Annotated in this window: 18 protein-coding genes; 6 read left to right on the plus strand and 12 right to left on the minus strand. The window is 40.2% G+C overall.

Features of this window, described 5'->3' with window-relative positions; all coding sequences use genetic code 11:
* Positions 1-192 precede the first annotated feature (192 nt).
* The 4 genes from FIT79_RS04630 to prfB all read right to left on the minus strand — a co-directional run bounded on the left by FIT79_RS04630 (position 193) and on the right by prfB (position 5184).
* Complete coding sequence (locus FIT79_RS04630; protein WP_139875796.1) at positions 193-1650, minus strand: OprO/OprP family phosphate-selective porin; 1458 nt, start codon at positions 1648-1650, stop codon at positions 193-195.
* Between the two features lie 252 nt (positions 1651-1902).
* Positions 1903-2541 carry a carbonic anhydrase gene (locus tag FIT79_RS04635; RefSeq protein WP_139875797.1) on the minus strand — a complete coding sequence of 213 codons (639 nt, stop codon included), beginning with the start codon at positions 2539-2541 and terminating at the stop codon, positions 1903-1905.
* An 11-nt stretch (positions 2542-2552) separates the two neighbouring features.
* On the minus strand, positions 2553-4076 hold the full coding sequence (gene lysS, locus FIT79_RS04640; protein WP_139875798.1) for a lysine--tRNA ligase: 1524 nt from the start codon (positions 4074-4076) through the stop codon (positions 2553-2555).
* A 3-nt stretch (positions 4077-4079) separates the two neighbouring features.
* A protein-coding gene (prfB, locus tag FIT79_RS04645) for a peptide chain release factor 2 (protein WP_139875799.1) occupies positions 4080-5184 on the minus strand; the annotation gives its coding sequence in 2 pieces (ribosomal slippage) (positions 4080-5102 and positions 5104-5184; 1104 coding nt in all).
* A 130-nt stretch (positions 5185-5314) separates the two neighbouring features.
* On the opposite strand from prfB, the gene FIT79_RS04650 reads away from it, so the two are divergent.
* The 5 genes from FIT79_RS04650 (at position 5315) to FIT79_RS04670 (ending at position 9387) form a co-directional block, all read left to right on the plus strand.
* Positions 5315-6313 carry a PstS family phosphate ABC transporter substrate-binding protein gene (locus tag FIT79_RS04650; RefSeq protein ID WP_139868091.1) on the plus strand — a complete coding sequence of 333 codons (999 nt, stop codon included), beginning with the start codon at positions 5315-5317 and terminating at the stop codon, positions 6311-6313.
* A 120-nt stretch (positions 6314-6433) separates the two neighbouring features.
* The gene (gene pstC, locus FIT79_RS04655) at positions 6434-7366 is read left to right on the plus strand and encodes a phosphate ABC transporter permease subunit PstC (protein ID WP_139875800.1); all 933 of its coding nucleotides are present in this window, start codon (positions 6434-6436) and stop codon (positions 7364-7366) included.
* A gap of 3 nt (positions 7367-7369) precedes the next feature.
* Positions 7370-8329 carry a phosphate ABC transporter permease PstA gene (gene pstA, locus FIT79_RS04660; RefSeq protein WP_139875801.1) on the plus strand — a complete coding sequence of 320 codons (960 nt, stop codon included), beginning with the start codon at positions 7370-7372 and terminating at the stop codon, positions 8327-8329.
* A 21-nt stretch (positions 8330-8350) separates the two neighbouring features.
* On the plus strand, positions 8351-9130 hold the full coding sequence (gene pstB, locus FIT79_RS04665) for a phosphate ABC transporter ATP-binding protein PstB (protein WP_139868095.1): 780 nt from the start codon (positions 8351-8353) through the stop codon (positions 9128-9130).
* A gap of 11 nt (positions 9131-9141) precedes the next feature.
* Positions 9142-9387: a DUF6552 family protein gene (locus FIT79_RS04670; protein ID WP_139868098.1), complete on the plus strand. Its 246-nt coding sequence runs from the start codon at positions 9142-9144 to the stop codon at positions 9385-9387.
* Here the strand turns inward: FIT79_RS04670 and glmM are convergent.
* The 4 genes from glmM to FIT79_RS04690 all read right to left on the minus strand — a co-directional run bounded on the left by glmM (position 9384) and on the right by FIT79_RS04690 (position 14194).
* Entirely contained in the window at positions 9384-10736 is a 1353-nt protein-coding gene (gene glmM, locus FIT79_RS04675; protein ID WP_139875802.1) for a phosphoglucosamine mutase, read from the minus strand. The two genes, FIT79_RS04670 and glmM, sit on opposite strands and share 4 nt — an antisense overlap.
* 2 nt (positions 10737-10738) lie before the next feature.
* The gene (folP, locus tag FIT79_RS04680) at positions 10739-11566 is read right to left on the minus strand and encodes a dihydropteroate synthase (protein WP_139875803.1); all 828 of its coding nucleotides are present in this window, start codon (positions 11564-11566) and stop codon (positions 10739-10741) included.
* 40 nt (positions 11567-11606) lie between these two features.
* Positions 11607-13445, minus strand: coding sequence for an ATP-dependent zinc metalloprotease FtsH (gene ftsH / locus FIT79_RS04685; RefSeq protein ID WP_139876094.1), 1839 nt, complete (start codon positions 13443-13445; stop codon positions 11607-11609).
* A 131-nt stretch (positions 13446-13576) separates the two neighbouring features.
* Positions 13577-14194: an RlmE family RNA methyltransferase gene (locus tag FIT79_RS04690; RefSeq protein WP_139875804.1), complete on the minus strand. Its 618-nt coding sequence runs from the start codon at positions 14192-14194 to the stop codon at positions 13577-13579.
* 42 nt (positions 14195-14236) lie between these two features.
* Here FIT79_RS04690 and FIT79_RS04695 point away from each other — a divergent pair, with 42 nt between their 5' ends.
* Positions 14237-14524: a YhbY family RNA-binding protein gene (locus FIT79_RS04695; RefSeq protein WP_028818281.1), complete on the plus strand. Its 288-nt coding sequence runs from the start codon at positions 14237-14239 to the stop codon at positions 14522-14524.
* Here FIT79_RS04695 and FIT79_RS04700 read toward each other — a convergent pair whose 3' ends face one another.
* From FIT79_RS04700 to carA, 4 genes are all read right to left on the minus strand, one after another.
* Positions 14525-14971, minus strand: coding sequence for a DUF4149 domain-containing protein (locus FIT79_RS04700; RefSeq protein WP_139868107.1), 447 nt, complete (start codon positions 14969-14971; stop codon positions 14525-14527).
* 34 nt (positions 14972-15005) lie between these two features.
* Positions 15006-15485, minus strand: a complete 480-nt coding sequence (greA, locus tag FIT79_RS04705; RefSeq protein WP_139870530.1) for a transcription elongation factor GreA — start codon at positions 15483-15485, stop codon at positions 15006-15008.
* Between the two features lie 68 nt (positions 15486-15553).
* The gene (gene carB / locus FIT79_RS04710; RefSeq protein ID WP_139875805.1) at positions 15554-18757 is read right to left on the minus strand and encodes a carbamoyl-phosphate synthase large subunit; all 3204 of its coding nucleotides are present in this window, start codon (positions 18755-18757) and stop codon (positions 15554-15556) included.
* Positions 18744-19880, minus strand: a complete 1137-nt coding sequence (gene carA / locus FIT79_RS04715) for a glutamine-hydrolyzing carbamoyl-phosphate synthase small subunit (RefSeq protein ID WP_420898282.1) — start codon at positions 19878-19880, stop codon at positions 18744-18746. The genes carB and carA overlap by 14 nt, the downstream gene beginning before the upstream one ends.
* Positions 19881-20008 lie beyond the last annotated feature (128 nt).

Consider the following 20008-nt stretch of genomic DNA (forward strand, 5'->3'; position numbering starts at 1 on the left):
GCTCGACATTGTCTTCAACATCTTTTAGTAAGGTATCTTTCGAAGAGCAAAAGAAAATATTCTGACGTCTGGATCAGTTAACTATAAAAAATTAATTAACCCTACTCATCACACAAATCAATTTAAACACAAATAAAAAACCCCCGCATTGCTACGAGGGTTTTAAATTTGCCTTGCCTACTTAGCTTATTATTAAAACATTACCTGTGTTCGCATTAGTAAGGCATTTTCTTGTGTTTCAGTTCTTCCGTTTACAGAGACCGTTGTATTATTAAATGCACCTTCCCAGCTTGTGTGCACGTAGTCAAGCATTACTCTGAAGTTAGGGTTCGCAACGAACTTAATACCAGCGGTATATGCGTTAGCCTTAGAGAAACCAGTGCCTAATGTAATATTAGCATCAGTTGTATGCCCTAAGCCTGCAGTATTAAAGTCCTTTGCATCAAATCGACTGTAGCGAGCGCCAACCTCCCACGCACCGCCAGAGAAGGTATCAGGATCAAAATTTTTGGTGGGCTTGATACCACTGAATGCTCCTGCCTTATATCGACTTGCGTGCGATTCGCCAGTAATTGTCCACAACGCTTGAACATACATTGTATTAATGTCTACGTCATAACCTCTTACGGTCGTTGTAAAGTCATAGTTTGACCTTAAATACTGGCCCTGAAGTTTAAAGGGACCTTGCGCGATAGCAGCCTCAAGTCCAATCCTTGTCCTGTCGTTAGCGTGGTCACTAGCATTGTCTGTCTTGAGAACAGGGGCAGTGAAGTAAGTTGCACCTCTTGCTTCTGTCCTAGGAGCAGATGTTGACGCTCCAAAGCCTGACCCAAAAGGAATTTCACCTTTAGCTAAAGCTAAGCCGCCATGAAGGACCATTTCTTTGTTGCCCATAATTTCTGCAAAGTTAATTGTGAATCGTCCTAAGACGTCTTTATTGTCGACTCTAACATCACCCTCAGGACCAGTTGTTGCGCTAGCAGCCGCATTACCATTAGATAGTGCTACTGCGTAAGTCAAGCCAGTTGCTGGCTCACCGAACACTTGCACACCCCTCTCTTTAGCTGAGACATAATTATCCAAAACGCTTCTTTCAATGAAGTCAATGTTATTAGAGCTTGTGAGCTGCTCTAAACTCATTGGCATCTTGAATTGGCCTGCACGTATTTTTGCCTTCTCAAACCAACCGATATCAATGTAAGCAACGTCTAAAACGTCAACAGCGCCAACTGTATTAAACACAATCTCACCCGAGTAGTGTTTTGCGAACTTATACTTCACGCCCAGTCTTCCGCGTCTAATATCAAAGGTATCGGCACCTGTTGAGCTTGCTGTTCCGCCATTTGTATAATTACCTTGCTCGTAGTCGTAGTTTCTGTAGTCGAAATGGATCCGTCCAGTGAGGCTAATACTATTATTTCCGTTTGGGCTCTCGATAATAAAGTTATTATCTTTTTCTTTCAGCACTGGCGTTACATTTGTCTTTGAGGTATGGCCCTTAGTAATCAAACGGCCTTCTTCTTCCGTTAAGACGCCCTTCATTACTAAAGCATCAACGATATCTGTAGCGCTGTCTGCTAAGGCAACTTGACCTGCCATGAGCAAAACCGCACCTGATACTGCGACGGCTAATTTTTTATTGAAATTCATTTATTGCTCCCTTGAGTTTTACTTTAAGTTTATTAAATTCGAATTTAGTCAAACTTATAGCTTTTGACATGATTAAATTTTACGGAGGGAATATGACGCTTATGTGACAAACAAATATTACATGTAGTTTTTTTGAATATATTTTTGATTTGTTGCAAAAAAACAACAAAGATTCCAACTAAAGCCTACTAAGCACCTATTTGAAGGGGCTTTCATAGCTTATTTTAAATTAAAAAAACTATCTAGCAATGCTTAAATATAGGTGTGATTGTGATCAAACTCCACTTCACCCGATGCAAGGTTATACACAGCACCAATCAAACCAATTTCTTTTGTATCAATCATCTCAGTTAAAAGTGAGCTTCTCTTTAAGATACGCTCCATTTGAATCTCGACATTGTGGAAACAAACCTTACCCACAAATAAATCGTTAGTCGAATTGCGGTGTTCTGTAATTGTTTTTTCTTGGCTCACAGCTGGGTCGATGAGTTCAATGATCTCACCGATGTTGCCACCCTTGTAATGATCGCATGCTGCCTTGATCGCGCCACAGTTTGAATGTCCCATCACGATCACTAATTTAGAGCCTAAATATTTACAAGAAAGTTCTAAGCTACCAATCGCTTTGATAGATGCAATGTTACCCGCTAGACGCACGCTAAAAATATCACCTAAGTTCTGATCGAAAATAAGTTCGACCGTTGTACGCGAGTCACTGCAACTTAAGACAGACGCGAAGGGGTGTTGCTTGTCAACACTCTCATCTCGAACACGAAGCATGTCATGCTCTCGGAGTACATTATTTTTAAAACGCTGATTACCCTCGATTAAAATATCGAGCGCTTGTCTCGGTGTTAATTTATCTCGATCAATGTCAGGATGACGATACATATCAATCTCTTTTATTGATTTACTTCAGCACGCATGTGCGGAAATAAAATTACATCACGAATTGAAGGGCTGTTAGTGAGGAGCATCACAAGACGATCGATACCAATGCCACACCCGCCCGTCGGTGGCATACCGTATTCAAGTGCGCGAATAAAATCTGCGTCATAGAACATCGCTTCATGGTCACCTGCTTCTTTTGCTTTGGCCTGATGATGGAAACGTTGCGCTTGATCTTCTGCATCATTCAATTCAGAAAATCCATTTGCAATTTCTCGTCCTGCAATAAAAAGTTCAAAGCGTTCAGTGATGCCTTTATTTTTATCAGATGCGCGAGCGAGTGGTGAGACTTCAACTGGGTAATCAATTATATAAGTTGGATTCCAAAGTTGCGATTCAGCTGTACCTTCGAAGAGTGCTAACTGCAATGAGCCGAGACCTGCGTGATCAAAAGCTTTGTGATCATATTTTAAAAGTTCTGTACGTAAAAATTTTTCATCGTTAAGTTGTGTATCGGTATATTGCGGTGCATATTTTTTTATAGCGTCCACAATCGTGAGTCGCTCAAATGGATCTGTGAAATTAATTTCACGCCCTTGATATTCGATCGTTGTTTTACCTAATGCAATCATCGCAGCATCACGAATACAATCTTCAGTGAATTGCATCAACCAATGATAATCGGTATAGGCTGCATAAAATTCCATCATCGTGAATTCTGGATTGTGTCTTACACTTAATCCTTCATTTCTAAAGTTGCGATTAATTTCAAACACGCGATCAAATCCACCCACCACTAATCTCTTTAAATAAAGTTCTGGTGCGATACGCATATACATCTGCATATCGAGCGCGTTGTGATGTGTGATAAAAGGTTTCGCAGCAGCTCCCCCCGGAATCGGATGAAGCATCGGTGTTTCAACTTCATTGAAACAATGCTTCACCATGAACGCACGGATGCCACTCATAATTTTTGATCGAGTTAAGAATGTTTGTTTTGTTTCATCACTCATGATGAGATCAACATAACGTTGGCGATACTTCACTTCTTGATCAGCTAACCCATGAAATTTTTCAGGCAAGGGCCGAATGGATTTTGTGAGTAATCTTAAATGATTTACACGAATAGAAAGTTCACCTGTTTTAGTTTTAAATAAAACACCAGTCGCACCTAAGATATCACCTAAATCCCAGTGCTTAAAATTTTCGTAAATAGTTTCGGCATTATCACTCTTAATATTTTCTTTTGAGATAAAAAGTTGAATGCGCGCCGATCCATCTTGGAGCGTTGCGAAGCTTGCTTTCCCCATGACACGCTTTAGCATCATGCGTCCAGCCACAATCACTTCAAGCGCTTTAGGTTCGAGCGTATCATTTTCTAACGCACCAAATTCTTCGTGAATCGTTTTTGCAAAATGTTGAGGCTTGAAGTCGTTTGGAAATGCAATGCCCGCTTCTCTTATTTTTTTTAATTTTTCACGACGCTCTAATATGACGTGATTTTCATTTTGCTCTATCGGTTGATTTTCTTCTGACAACTTTTATACTCCCTGCTTTAAGCTTTCACAAATAAATGGATCAAGGTCGCCGTCAAGGACACCTTGCGTATTACCTACTTCAACATTCGTACGCAAATCTTTGATACGCGATTGATCGAGCACATAACTTCTAATCTGATGTCCCCAACCTATATCAGTTTTAGCGTCTTCTAATGCTTGCTTTTCTTCGTTACGTTTATTTAACTCTAACGCATAAAGTTGTGCGCGCAACATATTCATGGCTTCCGCCCTGTTGCGATGCTGCGATCGATCGTCCTGACATTGCACGACTGTATTCGTTGGTATATGTGTAATACGAACTGCTGAGTCAGTCTTATTAATATGTTGCCCCCCCGCACCCGAAGCTCTATACGTATCAATTCTTAAATCCGCTGGATTGATATCCACTTCAATCGAGTCATCCACTTCAGGATAGACTTGCACGCTCGCAAAAGATGTGTGACGGCGATTTCCCGAATCAAAAGGGGACTTTCTGACCAAACGATGCACACCCGTTTCAGTTCTTAAATGTCCAAATGCATAATCGCCAGAAATTTTTAATGTCGCACTTTTAATGCCGGCGATGTCTCCATCTGAAATATCGAGCACCTCTACTTTAAATCCCTTTCGTTCTCCATACCTTATATACATACGAAGAAGCATGTTTGCCCAATCCTGCGCTTCAGTGCCACCACTGCCTGATTGAAAATTAATGAAGCAGTTATTCGGATCCATGGGATGAGAGAACATACGACGGAATTCCATCGCCTCCACACTCTTTTCGAGTGAATGACTTTCATCTAGTACCACCTTAAGTGTCTCATCGTCATTTTCATGACGGGCCAATTCAAATAACTCACACTGATCTTTTAGGCTCATTGCCAAGTGACTTAAACCGTTCACGATAAAGTCGAGCTCGCGCTTTTCTTTGCCTAGAATCTGGCTTCTGGCTTGATCATGCCAAATAGACGGATCTTCAAGCTCCTTTGAAATCTCGTCTAGACGAGACTTTTTGATGTCAAAGTCAAAGATACCCCCTAAGCGCTTGATGGCGTTCATTTAATCCATCGAGTCGGTGTTGAATCTGATTAAGGGTTTCTGCGTCCATGGGCTTTTTATCTATTAAAACAACGCATTATACATTTAAATAGCTAGTTAATTTTCTGTCATATATATGTCACAATTTATCCATAAACTAGCCCCTGATTCACTAACTTAAAACAAATCCAGGAGCTTTTATGAAGTCTAACAAAATCAAGAACTTAGGTTTAGCAGCTTTAGTTGCTTCCACCTTTGCATTTTCATACAACATTCATGCAGCAGATAAAACAATCGCCATCGATGGTTCTTCTACTGTTTACCCAATTACCGAAGCTGTAGCTGAAGACTTCCAAAAGAAAACAGGCACTAAAGTGACTGTAGGTGTTTCAGGTACAGGTGGTGGTTTTAAAAAATTCTGTCGCGGTGAAACGATGATCTCTAATGCATCTCGTCCTATTTCTAAAAAAGAAATGGATATGTGTGCTGAGAGTGGTATCACTTATATCGAATTACCTATTGCTTATGACGCTTTAACTTTAGTGACAAACAAAGGTAATGACTGGGCAAAATCAATGACAGTGGCTGAACTTAATAAGATTTGGGATTCAGGCAGTTCTGTTAAAAATTGGAAAGATGTGAATCCAGCTTGGCCTAACCAACCTATGAAATTGTTTGGCCCAGGTGCTGACTCAGGTACATTCGACTACTTTACTGAAGCAATCAATGGTAGAGCAAAGAAATCTCGTTCAGATTACACAGCATCTGAAGATGACAATGTATTAGTAACAGGTGTATCAGGTGACAAAGGTGGCTTAGGTTACTTTGGTTTAGCTTACTACCTCGAGAACAAAGACAAGCTTAACGCTGTCGCAGTTGTCGCTAAAGGTAAAACTGAGGCTGTACTTCCTTCTGAAACCACTGTTATGGATGGCACATACCAACCATTAGCACGTCCTTTATTCATCTATGTCAATGGTACTAAAGGTGCTTTTGATAAAGACGTGAAAGCGTTTGTTGAATACTACATCGCTAATGCGCCTAAATTAGTGAAAGAAGTGAAATACGTTCCACTTACTAGCGTTGAATATGCTGCTGTTAATAAACATTGGCAAGGTAAAAAAGCTGGTTCTGGCTTCAATGGAACTGCTGAAGTAGGTTTAAAAATTGAAGACCTTATCAAGCGTATTAAAGACTAAACACTGAAAGGCCTTTAAAGCAAGTAAGTAACGATTAAAAAAGGCGGCACAAAGACCGCCTTTTTTAACTTTGAAACGATACAATCATTTTTAAGTAACTCAATCATAGAAAAAAATAAATTGACAACCACTCAATTAAAAGACCCGCCGATTAGTAAAAGACTCGCTAAAAATATTAAGCGAAACTTTGTTGAGCGCGTCATCGAAATTATTCTGATGTTTGCAGCGCTTGCTGCTACCTTTATTACGATAGGCATTGTTTATATTTTAGTGACTGAAGCCTCAGGATTTTTTAAAGAGGTCAGTATTATCGAATTCTTAACGAGTAGGCAATGGAGCCCGCTTTTTGAAGATGCGCACTACGGCATTCTTCCCCTTATATCAGGGACACTCACTACATCTTTTGTGGCTCTCAGTATCGCGATTCCGATTGGAACAGTTGCCGCCATCTACCTTTCTGAATTTGCATCCCACAAAACACGCGAGACTGTGAAACCTGTCTTAGAACTTCTTGTAGGCGTCCCTACAGTGGTGTTTGGTTACTTCGCCCTTCTTTTTGTAACACCCTTACTCCAAAAATTAAATCCTGAATTACCTACATTTAACATGCTAGGGCCCGGCATCGTCATGGGGGTCATGATTATTCCCTATATTGCATCGGTGGCTGAGGACGCTATGAGAGCGGTACCTATGAATATGCGCGAAGGCTCTTACGCGATGGGGGCTACTAAATTTCAAACGGCTATTCGTGTCGTAACCCCTGCCGCAACATCTGGCATTATTGCTGCCTACATTCTAGGTATCAGCCGCGCAGTGGGTGAAACGATGGTCGTTGCAATCGCAGCAGGCCAGCAACCTACTTTTACATTCAACCCATTAGAAGGAGCTGCCACAATCACAGCGTATATTGTGCAGGTAGCGATGGGGGACTTACCGCATGGAAGTATAGGCTATCAAAGTATTTTTGCAGCCGGTATGGTGTTATTCGTGATTACCTTTGTGTTTAACATTTTAGGTCACATGGCAAGAAAACGATTTGCGGAGAGGTATTAATTCATGGAGCAAAGTAAAGTGGATGCAGAACATAGCTTAATCAAGCCCAAAACACTCGAAGAAGTGCGTGCCATGATTCGCTCGCATAAACGAAACGACTTTATTTTTTCATCTATTGGTTTATTGACCATCACGTTCGCACTCCTCACATTGCTTATTCTGTTTGTAGATCTTGTGATGGATGGTTATCCTAAATTAAATTATCAATTCTTTACCGACTTCCCCTCAAGACGAGCAGCAAATGCAGGTATCTTATCGGCATGGGTGGGTTCATCCCTTATTATGTTAGTGACCTTTGTCACCGCAGTGCCTATGGGGGTGGCAGCTGGAGTGTATTTAGAAGAATACGCGCCTAAGAATTGGTTCACCGATATCGTTGAAATCAATGTCACCAATCTTGCAGGTGTCCCCTCAATCATTTATGGCTTATTAGCACTTGGATTATTTGTATACACATTCCATCTTGGCCAAACAATTGTTACAGCTGGACTCACACTGGGTCTTTTAATGTTGCCGATTGTGATTGTATCTACACGAGAAGCTATCCGATCGATTCCTGTTGCTATCCGTGAGGCGGCATACGCTGTGGGAGCCACAAAATGGCAGGTCGTTTTACATCATGTGATTCAATATTCGTTTGGTGGCATCCTCACAGGGATTATTATTGGCATGGCAAGAGCCTTAGGTGAAACGGCACCAATCATTACCGTAGGTGCTTTAACCTTTATTGCATTTCTCCCGCCAGCCCCTTTAACGAGCGTAGCTCCTTTTATTTCTTTTGAATGGCTTCAATCAGGATTCACGGTACTGCCAATTCAAATGTTTAGCTGGCTCTCGAGACCTGAGCATGCATTCCATATTAATGCAGCAGCAGCTGGTGCTGTAATTATCATCCTCACACTTGTGATGAACGGAACGGCAATTTGGCTCCGCTATCGTATTCGTAAAAATATTAAATGGTAAATTTTATCTACAGGAAAAAAAATGGCACAAAATAAATTAAACATCAAAGCTGAAGCAAAGAATCTTAACTTTTTCTATGCAGATGGCACCAAGGCACTCAAAGATGTAAGCCTTCCTGTTTATGAGAATAAAATTACAGCGCTTATCGGCCCTTCAGGTTGCGGCAAATCTACATTCTTACGCTGCTTTAATCGCATGCACGATTTATATCCTGGTAATCGCTATGAGGGACAAATTCTTCTTCACCCAGACAATACAAATGTACTTGCTAAAGGTGTTGATCCTATTGAAGTGCGTATGCGCATCAGTATGGTGTTTCAAAAACCTAATCCATTTCCAAAGTCTATTTATGAGAATGTCGCTTACGGCTTAAGAGTGCGTGGAGAAAGATCAAAATCAGCGGTGGATGACAAAGTTGAGGAGGCATTAAAAGGTGCTTCACTTTGGAATGAAGTTAAAGATCGATTACAGGATTTAGCTTTTAATTTATCGGGTGGCCAACAGCAGCGTCTATGTATTGCGCGCGCCCTAGCGACAGATCCAGAGATTATGTTATTCGATGAGCCTACATCAGCTCTCGATCCCATTGCGACGGTTAATATTGAGGAGCTTATGTCAGGCTTAAAAAATAAGCTTTCCATTTTAATCGTGACACATAATATGCAACAAGCTGCGCGTATTTCTGATTACACAGCCTATATGTACCTCGGTGAAATGATTGAATTCGATGCCACGGATAAGATCTTCACGAACCCGGGTAAAAAAGAAACTGAAGATTACATTACAGGAAAGTTCGGTTAAGATTTTTTAAATTGCTTAAAGCTACAAAAAAATTTCTTAAAAAAAATTTAAAGTGGTTTGCCACTTTTTTTATTCTACTAGGACTTCTTCTTACCAATCTGAATCTCTACCCCTACAATATTTTTTCTCACAGCCTAGGTGTTTTAGGCTGGACGTTCACAGGCTATGTCAATAAAGATCGCGCCATCCTGATTAACTTCGGACTTCAAATTCCTTTATTTATGATTGGCTATTTCAAACTGTTTGGAATGAGTTAAGCAGCTTCTTTGACTTTTTCTGCAATAAGCTTAGCGTAACTTTTAACTTCCTCAATGTCTTGACCCTCGACCATGACACGAATCTTAGGTTCAGTGCCTGAAGGCCTCAAGAGCACACGACCTTTATTGTTTAGTTTCTCCTCCACACTTCTCACAGCATCCTGAATTGATTTATTTTTTTCTAGGTCAATTTTTTTATGGGTTTCAACATTGATTAACACTTGAGGATAAAGTGGCGAATCTTTAGTGGCATCATGAAGCGATTGATTAAGAAGCCGTAATGATTTTAAAACTTGAAGAGATGCGATGATGGCATCTCCTGTTGAATGCTGATCAAGGGTCAGTATGTGGCCTGAGTTTTCACCACCAATCGACCAACCTTTTTCAAGAAGCGCTTCTAAAACATAACGATCACCTACATGTGTTCTAATAAATTCAACGCCTAGATCCTGAAAGGCTTTTTCAATTGCCATATTAGTCATTAATGTTCCAACCACGCCACCTTTTAATTGATTTTTTGCTTTTAGGGCTTTTGCGATCACTAAAAGAAGTTGATCGCCGTCAACAATATGGCCTAAATGATCTATCATCACCACGCGATCACCATCACCATCAAAAGCAATACCTAAGTCTGCTTTATGTTTTAAGGTAGCTTCTTTAATCGTTTTGGGATGTGTAGAGCCAACATCTAGATTAATATTAAACCCGTTAGGCTCATTACCAACAGTGATAACTTCAGCACCTAATTCAGAGAATATTTTTGGGGCGACATGATAAGTAGCACCATGCGCGCAATCTAATACAATTTTAAGACCTCGAAGATTTAGCTTTTCTGGGAATGTGCTCTTACAAAACTCGACATAACGACCTTCAGCATCATCGACGCGCTTTGCTTTTCCTAACTCGTGAGGCAATACAGTTTTAATAGATTCATTCAAGGCCAATTCAACTTCCGCTTCAAACGAATCAGGTAATTTTTCTCCAGCCTCAGAAAATATTTTAATACCGTTATCAGGGAATGGGTTATGTGACGCAGAAATCACAATGCCTGCTTGCGATCTTAATGCTTTTGTTAGATAAGCAATCGCTGGCGTTGGCATGGGGCCCGTTAAATATACATCGACACCTGCTGCAATAAATCCTGACTCGAGCGCTGACTCCAACATATAGCCTGACACTCTTGTATCTTTGCCAATGACGACACTTGGATGTTTGATTTTTTCATCTCGATTATTTTTAACCAAGATAGATCCGATCGCAAAGCCTAGACGAATAAAAAAGTCAGGTGTGATGGGATCTTGACCCACAACACCTCGAATACCGTCCGTTCCAAAATAATGTCTTGTCATATTTAAGCCGTGCTCTGAAATACATGAATAATCTTTAAAGCGCTTTGGGTTTCTTTTACATCGTGAACTCGTAATATTTTAGCCCCTTTTAATATAGAAAAGATAGCTGCTGAAATGCTTCCTGATAGATGATCGTCATGATCACCGTTCAAGATTTTTCTAATGAATGATTTCCTAGAAACTCCTACCAGCATGGGTAAATTTAGCGATTGAAACGATTCAATTTTTTGTAGAAGGTCTATGTTATGTTCGAATGTTTTTCCGAAGCCAAAGCCTGGATCTAGGATAACACGCGATTTATCGATACCTTCATTTGTAAGAAGATTCACGCGCTCTTCTAAAAATGACTTCACTTCATTCACCACATTTTTATAAATAGGATTAAGTTGCATTGTCTTAGGCGTGCCTTGCATGTGCATTAAACAGATGCCCACATTTGATTTTTTTATTGTATCGATAGCATTTGGTTTTTGCAGAGCAAAAATATCATTGATCATCGCAACATCCATATCAATGACTTCTTTCATAACTTCGGGTTTATAAGTGTCAACCGAGATGGCAATATCAGAGATTCTTTTTATCGCCTCAATAATAGGTGTAATGCGCTTTAATTCTTCATCTGGACTGACAGCATCAGATCCGGGCCGCGTCGATTCTCCACCAATATCAATGATATCAACACCCTCTTCGATCATTTTTTCAGCGCGCTTTAAAGCTGCATTAAAATCTAAAAACATTCCGCCATCAGAAAATGAATCGGGTGTGATATTTAAAATTCCCATTAGAAGTGGGCGCTTTAAATCAAAGGAATGTTTATTTAATTGAAGCATTGAAAAAAACAAAGGCTAGATAAACTAGCCTTGATTTCATTTAGCCCTTGGCGCTCGGCTGAGGAGCTACCGCTACCTTTGAACCTGAAGATCCTTTATCGATCTTCGGAGGATTAGGCGTTTGTTTAGGTTTTGGTGGTCTCGCTTTTTTCCCTGCCATGATGTCATTGATCTGATCTGCATCAATCGTTTCATATTCAAGTAAAGCTTTTGCCATCGCCTCGACTTTGCGACGATTTTTTTCAATCAACTTTCTAGCCACACTATATTGCTCGTCAAGAATACGGCGAATCTCAGCGTCGACTTTTTGTTGAGTTGCTTCAGAAATTGTTTTCGAAGACATCGAACCAAAGAAAGAGTCCTGATCTTGTCCTACGTAGACCATCGTACCTAACTTATCTGACATACCGTAACGCGTTACCATATCACGCGCCAATTTCGTTGCGCGCTCAAAGTCGTTCGATGCGCCTGTCGACATTTGCTTCATGAAAACTTCTTCTGCAATACGTCCGCCAAAGAGAATCGAGATTTCTTCTAGCATCTTATTTTTGTAATTACTAATACGATCAAACTCTGGCAGCTGCCATGTAAGACCGAGCGCCCAGCCACGAGGCATAATTGTCACTTTATGCACAGGGTCTGCGTGAGGTAATAATTTTGCAACCACTGCATGACCTGATTCATGGAATGCTGTATTCATTCGCTCTTCTTCTCTCATCACGAGTGATTTTCTTTCAGGCCCCATAAAGATTTTATCTTTAGCATCTTCAAAATCTTGCATATCGACGGTGCGTTTATTTCTTCGAGCGGCAAACAATGCTGATTCATTTACAAGGTTGGCTAAGTCAGCGCCTGAAAAGCCTGGCGTACCTCTGGCAATGATGCTTGCTTTCACATCAGGATCTGCTGGAATTTTTCTCATGTGAACTAAAAGAATTTCTTCGCGACCTTTAATGTCAGGAAGAGATACCATCACTTGTCGATCAAAACGTCCTGGACGTAATAAAGCTTTATCGAGGACATCTGCACGATTGGTTGCCGCAATGACTATCACGCCCGAGTTAGGTTCGAAGCCATCGAGCTCAACTAAAAGCTGATTGAGTGTTTGTTCGCGCTCATCATTACCACCGCCTGAACCTTGACCTCGATGACGACCTACCGCATCAATTTCATCAATAAAAATAATACATGGCGCACTCTTTTTAGATTGTTCAAACATATCTCTTACACGAGCAGCACCTACACCTACAAACATTTCTACGAAGTCAGATCCTGAAATCGTAAAGAAAGGTACCTTAGCTTCACCCGCAATTGCACGCGCTAGTAATGTCTTACCTGTGCCTGGAGGTCCCACCATGAGAACGCCTCTTGGTATGCGGCCACCTAATTTATGAAACTTGCTTGGATCTTTTAGGAATTCAACAATTTCTGTTACTTCTTCTTTTGCTTCATCACAGCCCGCTACGTCAGCAAATGTTGTTTGATTGTTCGTTTGATCAAGTTGTCTAGCCTTACTCTTGCCAAATGAAAATGGGCCGCCACCTTTGGAGCCACCTTGCATCTGACGCATAAAGAAAATCCAAACGCCCACTAGAAGAATCATCGGAAACCAAGAAATGAAAATACTCATAAGGACTGATTGCTGTTCTTCAGGCTTAGCTTCCACAATGACATTATTTTTTAGAAGGTCGGACACCAACCAAGGATCAGTGGGAGCATAGGTATTAAATTTCTTACCCTCACTCGTTGTGCCTTTGATTCTATGGTTATCAATCTCAACTTTGGCAATCCTGCCTTCTTTAACCTGCTGCATAAATTGAGAGTAGACAAGTGGTGTATCAGTTTTCGAAGACCCTGAGAACTGATTAAAAATCGTCATGAGAATGAGTGCTATCGCAACCCAGATGGCAATGCTTTTTAGTGTGTTGTTATTCAATTGATGGATGACCTCGTATCATCTGTTTTAATCATTTAATTTTAAACCTAATTGCGTGACTACATTATGACTTTTTAAGCTTTTGCAAAGCCTAGCAAATAAACCTCACTACTTCGATCACGTGAAGCTTTAGGCTTAACTGTGATAACTTTTTCGAACTCAGGACGCATCTTTTTCACCAGCTCATCAAAATCAGCGCCAATAAAGGTTTTGACTAGAAAATGGCCACCTGGTTTCAACCATTGCAAAGAAAAATCTAAAGCAAGCTCAGTAAGATGCATAACACCTGGCTGATCAACTGTCTTTATCCCTGTAATATTGGGGGCCATATCCGAAATTACAAGATCTATCGCCGAATTATTTAAGTAGGCTTCAAGCTCTCTTAATGAGGTTTCTTCTCTAAAATCTCCCTGAATAAAATCGACCCTAGGAATAGGATCCATAGGCAGTAAATCCATAGCGATAATGTGGCCTTTACCTTGAAGCAGTTTTGCCACGACCTGAGACCAACTTCCAGGAGTTGAACCCAAATCGACGACATTCATACCAGGCTTGATGAGCTTATATTTCTCATGGATCTCCATAAGCTTGTAAGCAGCTCGAGATCGAAAGCCATCCTTCTGGGCTTGTTTAACGAAGGCATCATTTACATGCTCTTGCATCCAAGCCTTGCTAGTTCTTGTTCTTTTCATCTGTTAAAATCGATTCTTTTAGATCTTAAGAAGTTTTCTACCTTGAATTCAAAAGCCATTGCATACCTTCGAAGCTTAGCGCACACATTAAATCCAGTAGTTAGAATTGGGAATAAGGGTTTATCAGCATCAGTCATTAAGGAAATTGAGCTTAATCTTAACGCACATGAGTTGATTAAAATTAAAATTCAAAATGATGATAGATCGGTTCGTGAATCCATGTTAAGTGAAATATGTGAGGCACTTAAGGCAACCGCCGTACATCATATTGGCTTGCAAATTATTGTTTATCGCCAGGCATCCGAGCCTAAGATCGTTATACCCAAATAATTATCTAATTTTTAAAATCGCAAAAACGCCCAAGAAACACTCAAGCAAATACGCAATACTTGATACGCCATGCCACGTTGTAAATCGATCAGCAAATACGCTCTCCATCACATCTTTCGGCATCGCATCTAATTTGAATTTTTCTAAAAGGGGATTAATACCTAAATGACTGATAAGAATTAAAACGAGCATCAGTACAACCAACCAGAAAAAACTTTGCTTTAATGCATTCGTGCCAAACTGATAAACGCGCTGAATTAATAAAAAAATACTCGTTGCCATACCCACATACGCCATCATCTTAAAAAGCTGGCCCGCAATATTACCTGCAAGTTGCGCCTCAGGAATCAGCTTAAATAATTCATAAGCCACAATACCCACAACCCACAACCCACCTATCCAAAAGGTTGCGGCAATCAGCGCTAAATTTTCTAACCATTGTTTCATGATGTTTTTAGTTTAATACAAAAATGAATTTAATTTACACATACTTGATATCTAATATCTCGTAGGATTTAGCACCCCCCGGTGTATTGACTTCAGCTACGTCGCCAATAGCCTTACCAATAAATGCTTTTGCAATCGGTGAGTTGATTGAAATCTTTTTCTGCTTAATATCAGCCTCATCATCGCCCACAATTTGGTACGTAAAGATATCTTCTGTATCTAGATCTTGCACTTCAACTGTGGATCCAAACACACATTCACTCTCGCCTACAATCGAAGAAGGATCAATCACCATAGCAGTGGAAAGTTTAGCTTCAATTTCTGCTATGCGACCTTCAATAAAACTTTGACGCTCTTTCGCAGATTCATATTCCGCATTCTCAGACAAGTCGCCTTGCGCTCTTGCCTCTGAGATTGCCTGGATGATATTAGGGCGATCAACACTTTTTAAGCGCTGAAGCTCTTCTTTAAGCTGCTCAGCGCCTTTAATTGTCATGGGTATTTGTTTAAGCATATTCATTCCTATTAAAACAAAAACCACGCTCTTTGAATGGAGTGTGGTTTATAAAAATTGAGTGTATTTTAAGTGAGTTCTTTATGCAAGCTTTGGATAGAGTTGACTGTAATTTCTTCCACGAAGTTCATGCCAATACAAGCGGCTTTAGCGCCTGCAATCGTCGTGTAATAAGTCACTTTATTTTGTAAAGCATATCTTCGAATTTCATAAGAGTCTGAAATAGCACGCTTATCTTCCGTCACATTCACAATAAAAGAAATTTCATTATTCTTAATCATATCCACAATATGAGGTCTTCCCTCTGCGACTTTATTGACTGGCTCAACATTAAGCCCTGCATCCATTAAAGCTTTTGCGGTTCCTTTAGTGGCAACAATTTGAAAACCTAATGTATCTAATGATTTTGCAATCTCAACCACTTTATGGTGGTCTTCACGACGCACACTGATAAATGCTTTTCCATCTTTTGGTAATTTTGTTGATGAGCCGAGTTGAGATTTAATAAATGCTTCCGCAAATGTTTTACCTAGCCCCATGACTTCGCCCGTTGATTTCATCTCAGGCCCTAAAATTGTATCAACGCCTGGAAACTTAATAAATGGAAAGACAGCTTCTTTCACGGAGAAAAATTTAGGCACAATTTCTTTTGTAACTTTTTGTGACTTAAGACTCGAACCTATCATTGCGCGGGCAGCAATTTTAGCTAATTGTAATCCGCATGCTTTAGAAACGAAAGGAACAGTTCGAGAGGCTCTCGGATTTACTTCTAAAACGTAAATCACCTCACCTTGAATCGCGAATTGAACATTCATAAGACCTACAACGTTGAGTGCTTTTGCCATCTCAACTGTTTGCTTTCTTAATTGATCTTGAATTTTTTTAGATAAGCTATAAGGAGGAAGGGAGCATGCTGAGTCACCTGAGTGAACACCAGCTTGTTCAATATGTTCCATAATGCCACCGATAATCACATCTGTACCATCTGATAATGCATCCACATCCACTTCAAGCGCATCGTTTAAAAAGCGGTCAAGGAGTACAGGTGAGTCATGAGACACTTTTACAGCCTCTCTCATGTAACGTTCAAGCTGGGCTTGTTCATGCACGATCTCCATTGCACGACCGCCCAGAACATAACTAGGTCTTACAACAAGTGGATAACCAATTTCTTCTGCTAAACGAATGGCATCTTCGGGCGTTCTCGCTGTGCGATTAGGTGGTTGTTTGAGTCCAATCGAATTTAGCATTTTTTGGAAGCGCTCACGGTCCTCTGCCATATCAATAGCATCCGGCGTAGTCCCAATAATTGGGACACCTGCACTTTCTAAATCTTTAGCTAATTTCAAAGGTGTTTGTCCGCCATACTGAACAATGACGCCAAGTGGTTTTTCAATAGCAACAATTTCTAAAACATCTTCAAGTGTCACGGGCTCAAAATAAAGTCGGTCTGACGTATCGTAATCCGTTGATACTGTTTCAGGATTACAGTTCACCATGATGGTTTCGTAACCATCCTCACGTAATGCTAAAGCTGCATGGACACAACAGTAATCAAACTCAATACCCTGCCCAATACGGTTAGGTCCGCCACCTAAAACAATAATTTTTTTTCTATCTGTGGGTTTTGCTTCGCATTCTTCTTCGTATGTTGAATACATATACGCAGTATTTGTTGAAAATTCTGCAGCACATGTGTCTACACGTTTATATACGGGTCGCACATCATACTTATGACGGTAATGTCTAATATCTTCTTGTTTAACTTTTAGAAGCGTTGCAAGTCTTCGATCAGAAAAACCTTTTTGTTTTAGATGAAATAAATTTTCTTTGGATAAATCTTTAAGAGAACTGCCTAATAAATCTTTTTCAAGATCAATAATATTTTTAATTTGATAGAGAAACCACGGATCAATATTGGAATGTTCAAATACATCTTCTATCGACATGCCTAATCTAAAGGCGTCGCCAACATACCAAATACGCTCCGGTCCAGGCTCTCTCATCTCTTTAATAATGAGATCCTGATCAGTCGTTTTTTCATCTAGTCCATCTACACCAATTTCGAGGCCTCGTAGTGCTTTTTGAAAAGATTCTTGGAAAGTACGTCCAATGGCCATAACTTCCCCTACGGATTTCATTTGTGTCGTGAGCCTTGAATCCGCTTGTGGGAATTTCTCAAATGCAAATCTTGGGACTTTGGTGACTACGTAATCAATACTTGGCTCAAATGATGCAGGTGTTGCACCACCTGTAATTTCATTTTTCAATTCATCCAATGTAAAACCGACTGCTAATTTTGCTGCAATTTTAGCGATAGGAAATCCAGTAGCTTTAGAGGCTAAAGCTGACGAACGAGATACGCGAGGATTCATTTCAATGACAATCATACGGCCATCTTTTGGATTGATTGCGAATTGCACATTCGACCCACCTGTATCCACACCAATTTCTCGAAGGACTGCAATCGATGCATTACGCATGATTTGATATTCTTTATCTGTGAGTGTTTGTGCAGGAGCTACGGTAATAGAATCACCTGTATGCACTCCCATCGGGTCTAGATTTTCAATGGAACAAATAATAATGCAGTTATCTTTGGAGTCGCGAACCACTTCCATTTCATATTCTTTCCAGCCAAGCAAAGACTCTTCTATCAGAAGTTCTTTTGTAGGTGATGCTTCGAGCCCTCTTTCACATATCTCAATAAATTCTTCACGATTGTATGCAATCCCCCCGCCACTGCCTCCCATCGTAAATGATGGGCGAATAATTGCTGGATAACCGATACCTGCTTGAACTTGAATAGCTTCTTCTAAACTGTGTGCAATCGCTGATTTAGCAGATCCTAAGCCAATTTTATTCATGGCTTCTTTAAATTTTTGTCTGTCTTCAGCTTTATCGATCGCCTCTTTTGAAGCGCCAATTAATTCGACTTTATATTTTTTTAAAACGCCGTACTTATCTAAATCGAGTGCGCAATTAAGTGCCGTTTGGCCACCCATGGTGGGAAGGAGTGCATCTGGCTTTTCTTTGGCAATAATTTTTTCGACAATCTGCCATGTGATCGGCTCGATATAAGTCGCATCCGCCATCTCAGGATCTGTCATGATAGTTGCCGGATTAGAATTCACGAGAATGACACGATATCCTTCTTCACGAAGCGCTTTACATGCCTGCGCGCCGGAATAATCAAACTCACATGCTTGACCTATGACAATTGGGCCAGCCCCAATAATAAGTATGGACTTAATATCTTTACGCTTCGGCATAGCCTTTTTTCTTTTTTTCAATAAGATTAATAAAGTGATCAAACAAGTAACTCATTTCAGATGGACCTGGGCTCGCTTCAGGATGCCCCTGAAAACTAAATGCGGGCTGATCTGATCTTTCAATCCCTTGTAAGCTGCCATCAAAAAGAGATTGATGTGTAGCTACTAAATTTTTAGGAAGTGAAGTTTGGTCTACGGTGAAGCCATGATTTTGACTGGTAATAAATACGCGTTTTGTTTTTAAATCTTGAACAGGATGATTAGCGCCATGATGTCCAAATTTCATTTTGGATGTTTTAGCGCCACTCGCTAAAGCTAAAAGTTGATGGCCTAAACATATACCAAAGGTTGGGTAACCATCATCCACTAATTGTTTAATCGCTTTAATAGCATAATCACATGGCTCAGGATCTCCTGGCCCATTCGATAAAAATACACCATCAGGTTTTAGGCGAACCACTTCTTCATAAGAAGTTTTAGCAGGCACAATAGTGACTTTACATCGCCTTGAAACCAACATTCTTAAAATATTTTTCTTAATGCCATAATCAAATGCAACAACATGATGATCTGATTCAAGGTGATTGCTATAACCTTCAGACAATGACCACTCGCCTTGATTAAATGTATAAGCCTTTTTGCAGCTCACAACCTTAGCCAAATCCATGCCAGAAAGTCCTGGAAAGGTTTTTGCTTCTTGGTGCGCTTTTTTATCGTCTTCTGACTCAGCAATAATGCAACCTGCTTGTGAGCCATGTTCTCTTAAATGTCTTGTGAGTTTTCTAGTATCAATATTTGCGATCGCAACAATATGATTTTCTTTTAAGTATTTGGAAAGGGTTTGTTCACTTCTAAAATTACTATCAGTCATCGCTAAATCACGAATGATTAAACCACTGGCATAGACTTTGTCAGATTCGACATCTGCTTTATTAACACCAACATTACCAATATGAGGGTAAGTGAGTGTGACTATTTGTTTTGTATAAGAAGGGTCGGTCAGAATTTCTTGATAACCAGTCATCGAAGTATTAAAAACAACTTCACCTGTGGTTTTACCTGGAGCCCCAATTGAAATGCCTCGAAACTTAGTTCCGTCTGCAAGCACTAACACTGCCGACATATTTCGCGACAAAATGACTCTCCAGTATTTGCGAATTCAAGGGTTGGGTACTGGATATACAAAACGGGAGAAGTTTTTAGCAGCTCCCGTTTCAAATATCGTAGATATTATAGTCGATTTAGCGCCTT

Origin of the sequence: Candidatus Methylopumilus universalis (assembly GCF_006365315.1) — a bacterium.
In the GTDB taxonomy this organism is placed as follows: Bacteria; Pseudomonadota; Gammaproteobacteria; order Burkholderiales; family Methylophilaceae; genus Methylopumilus; species Methylopumilus universalis.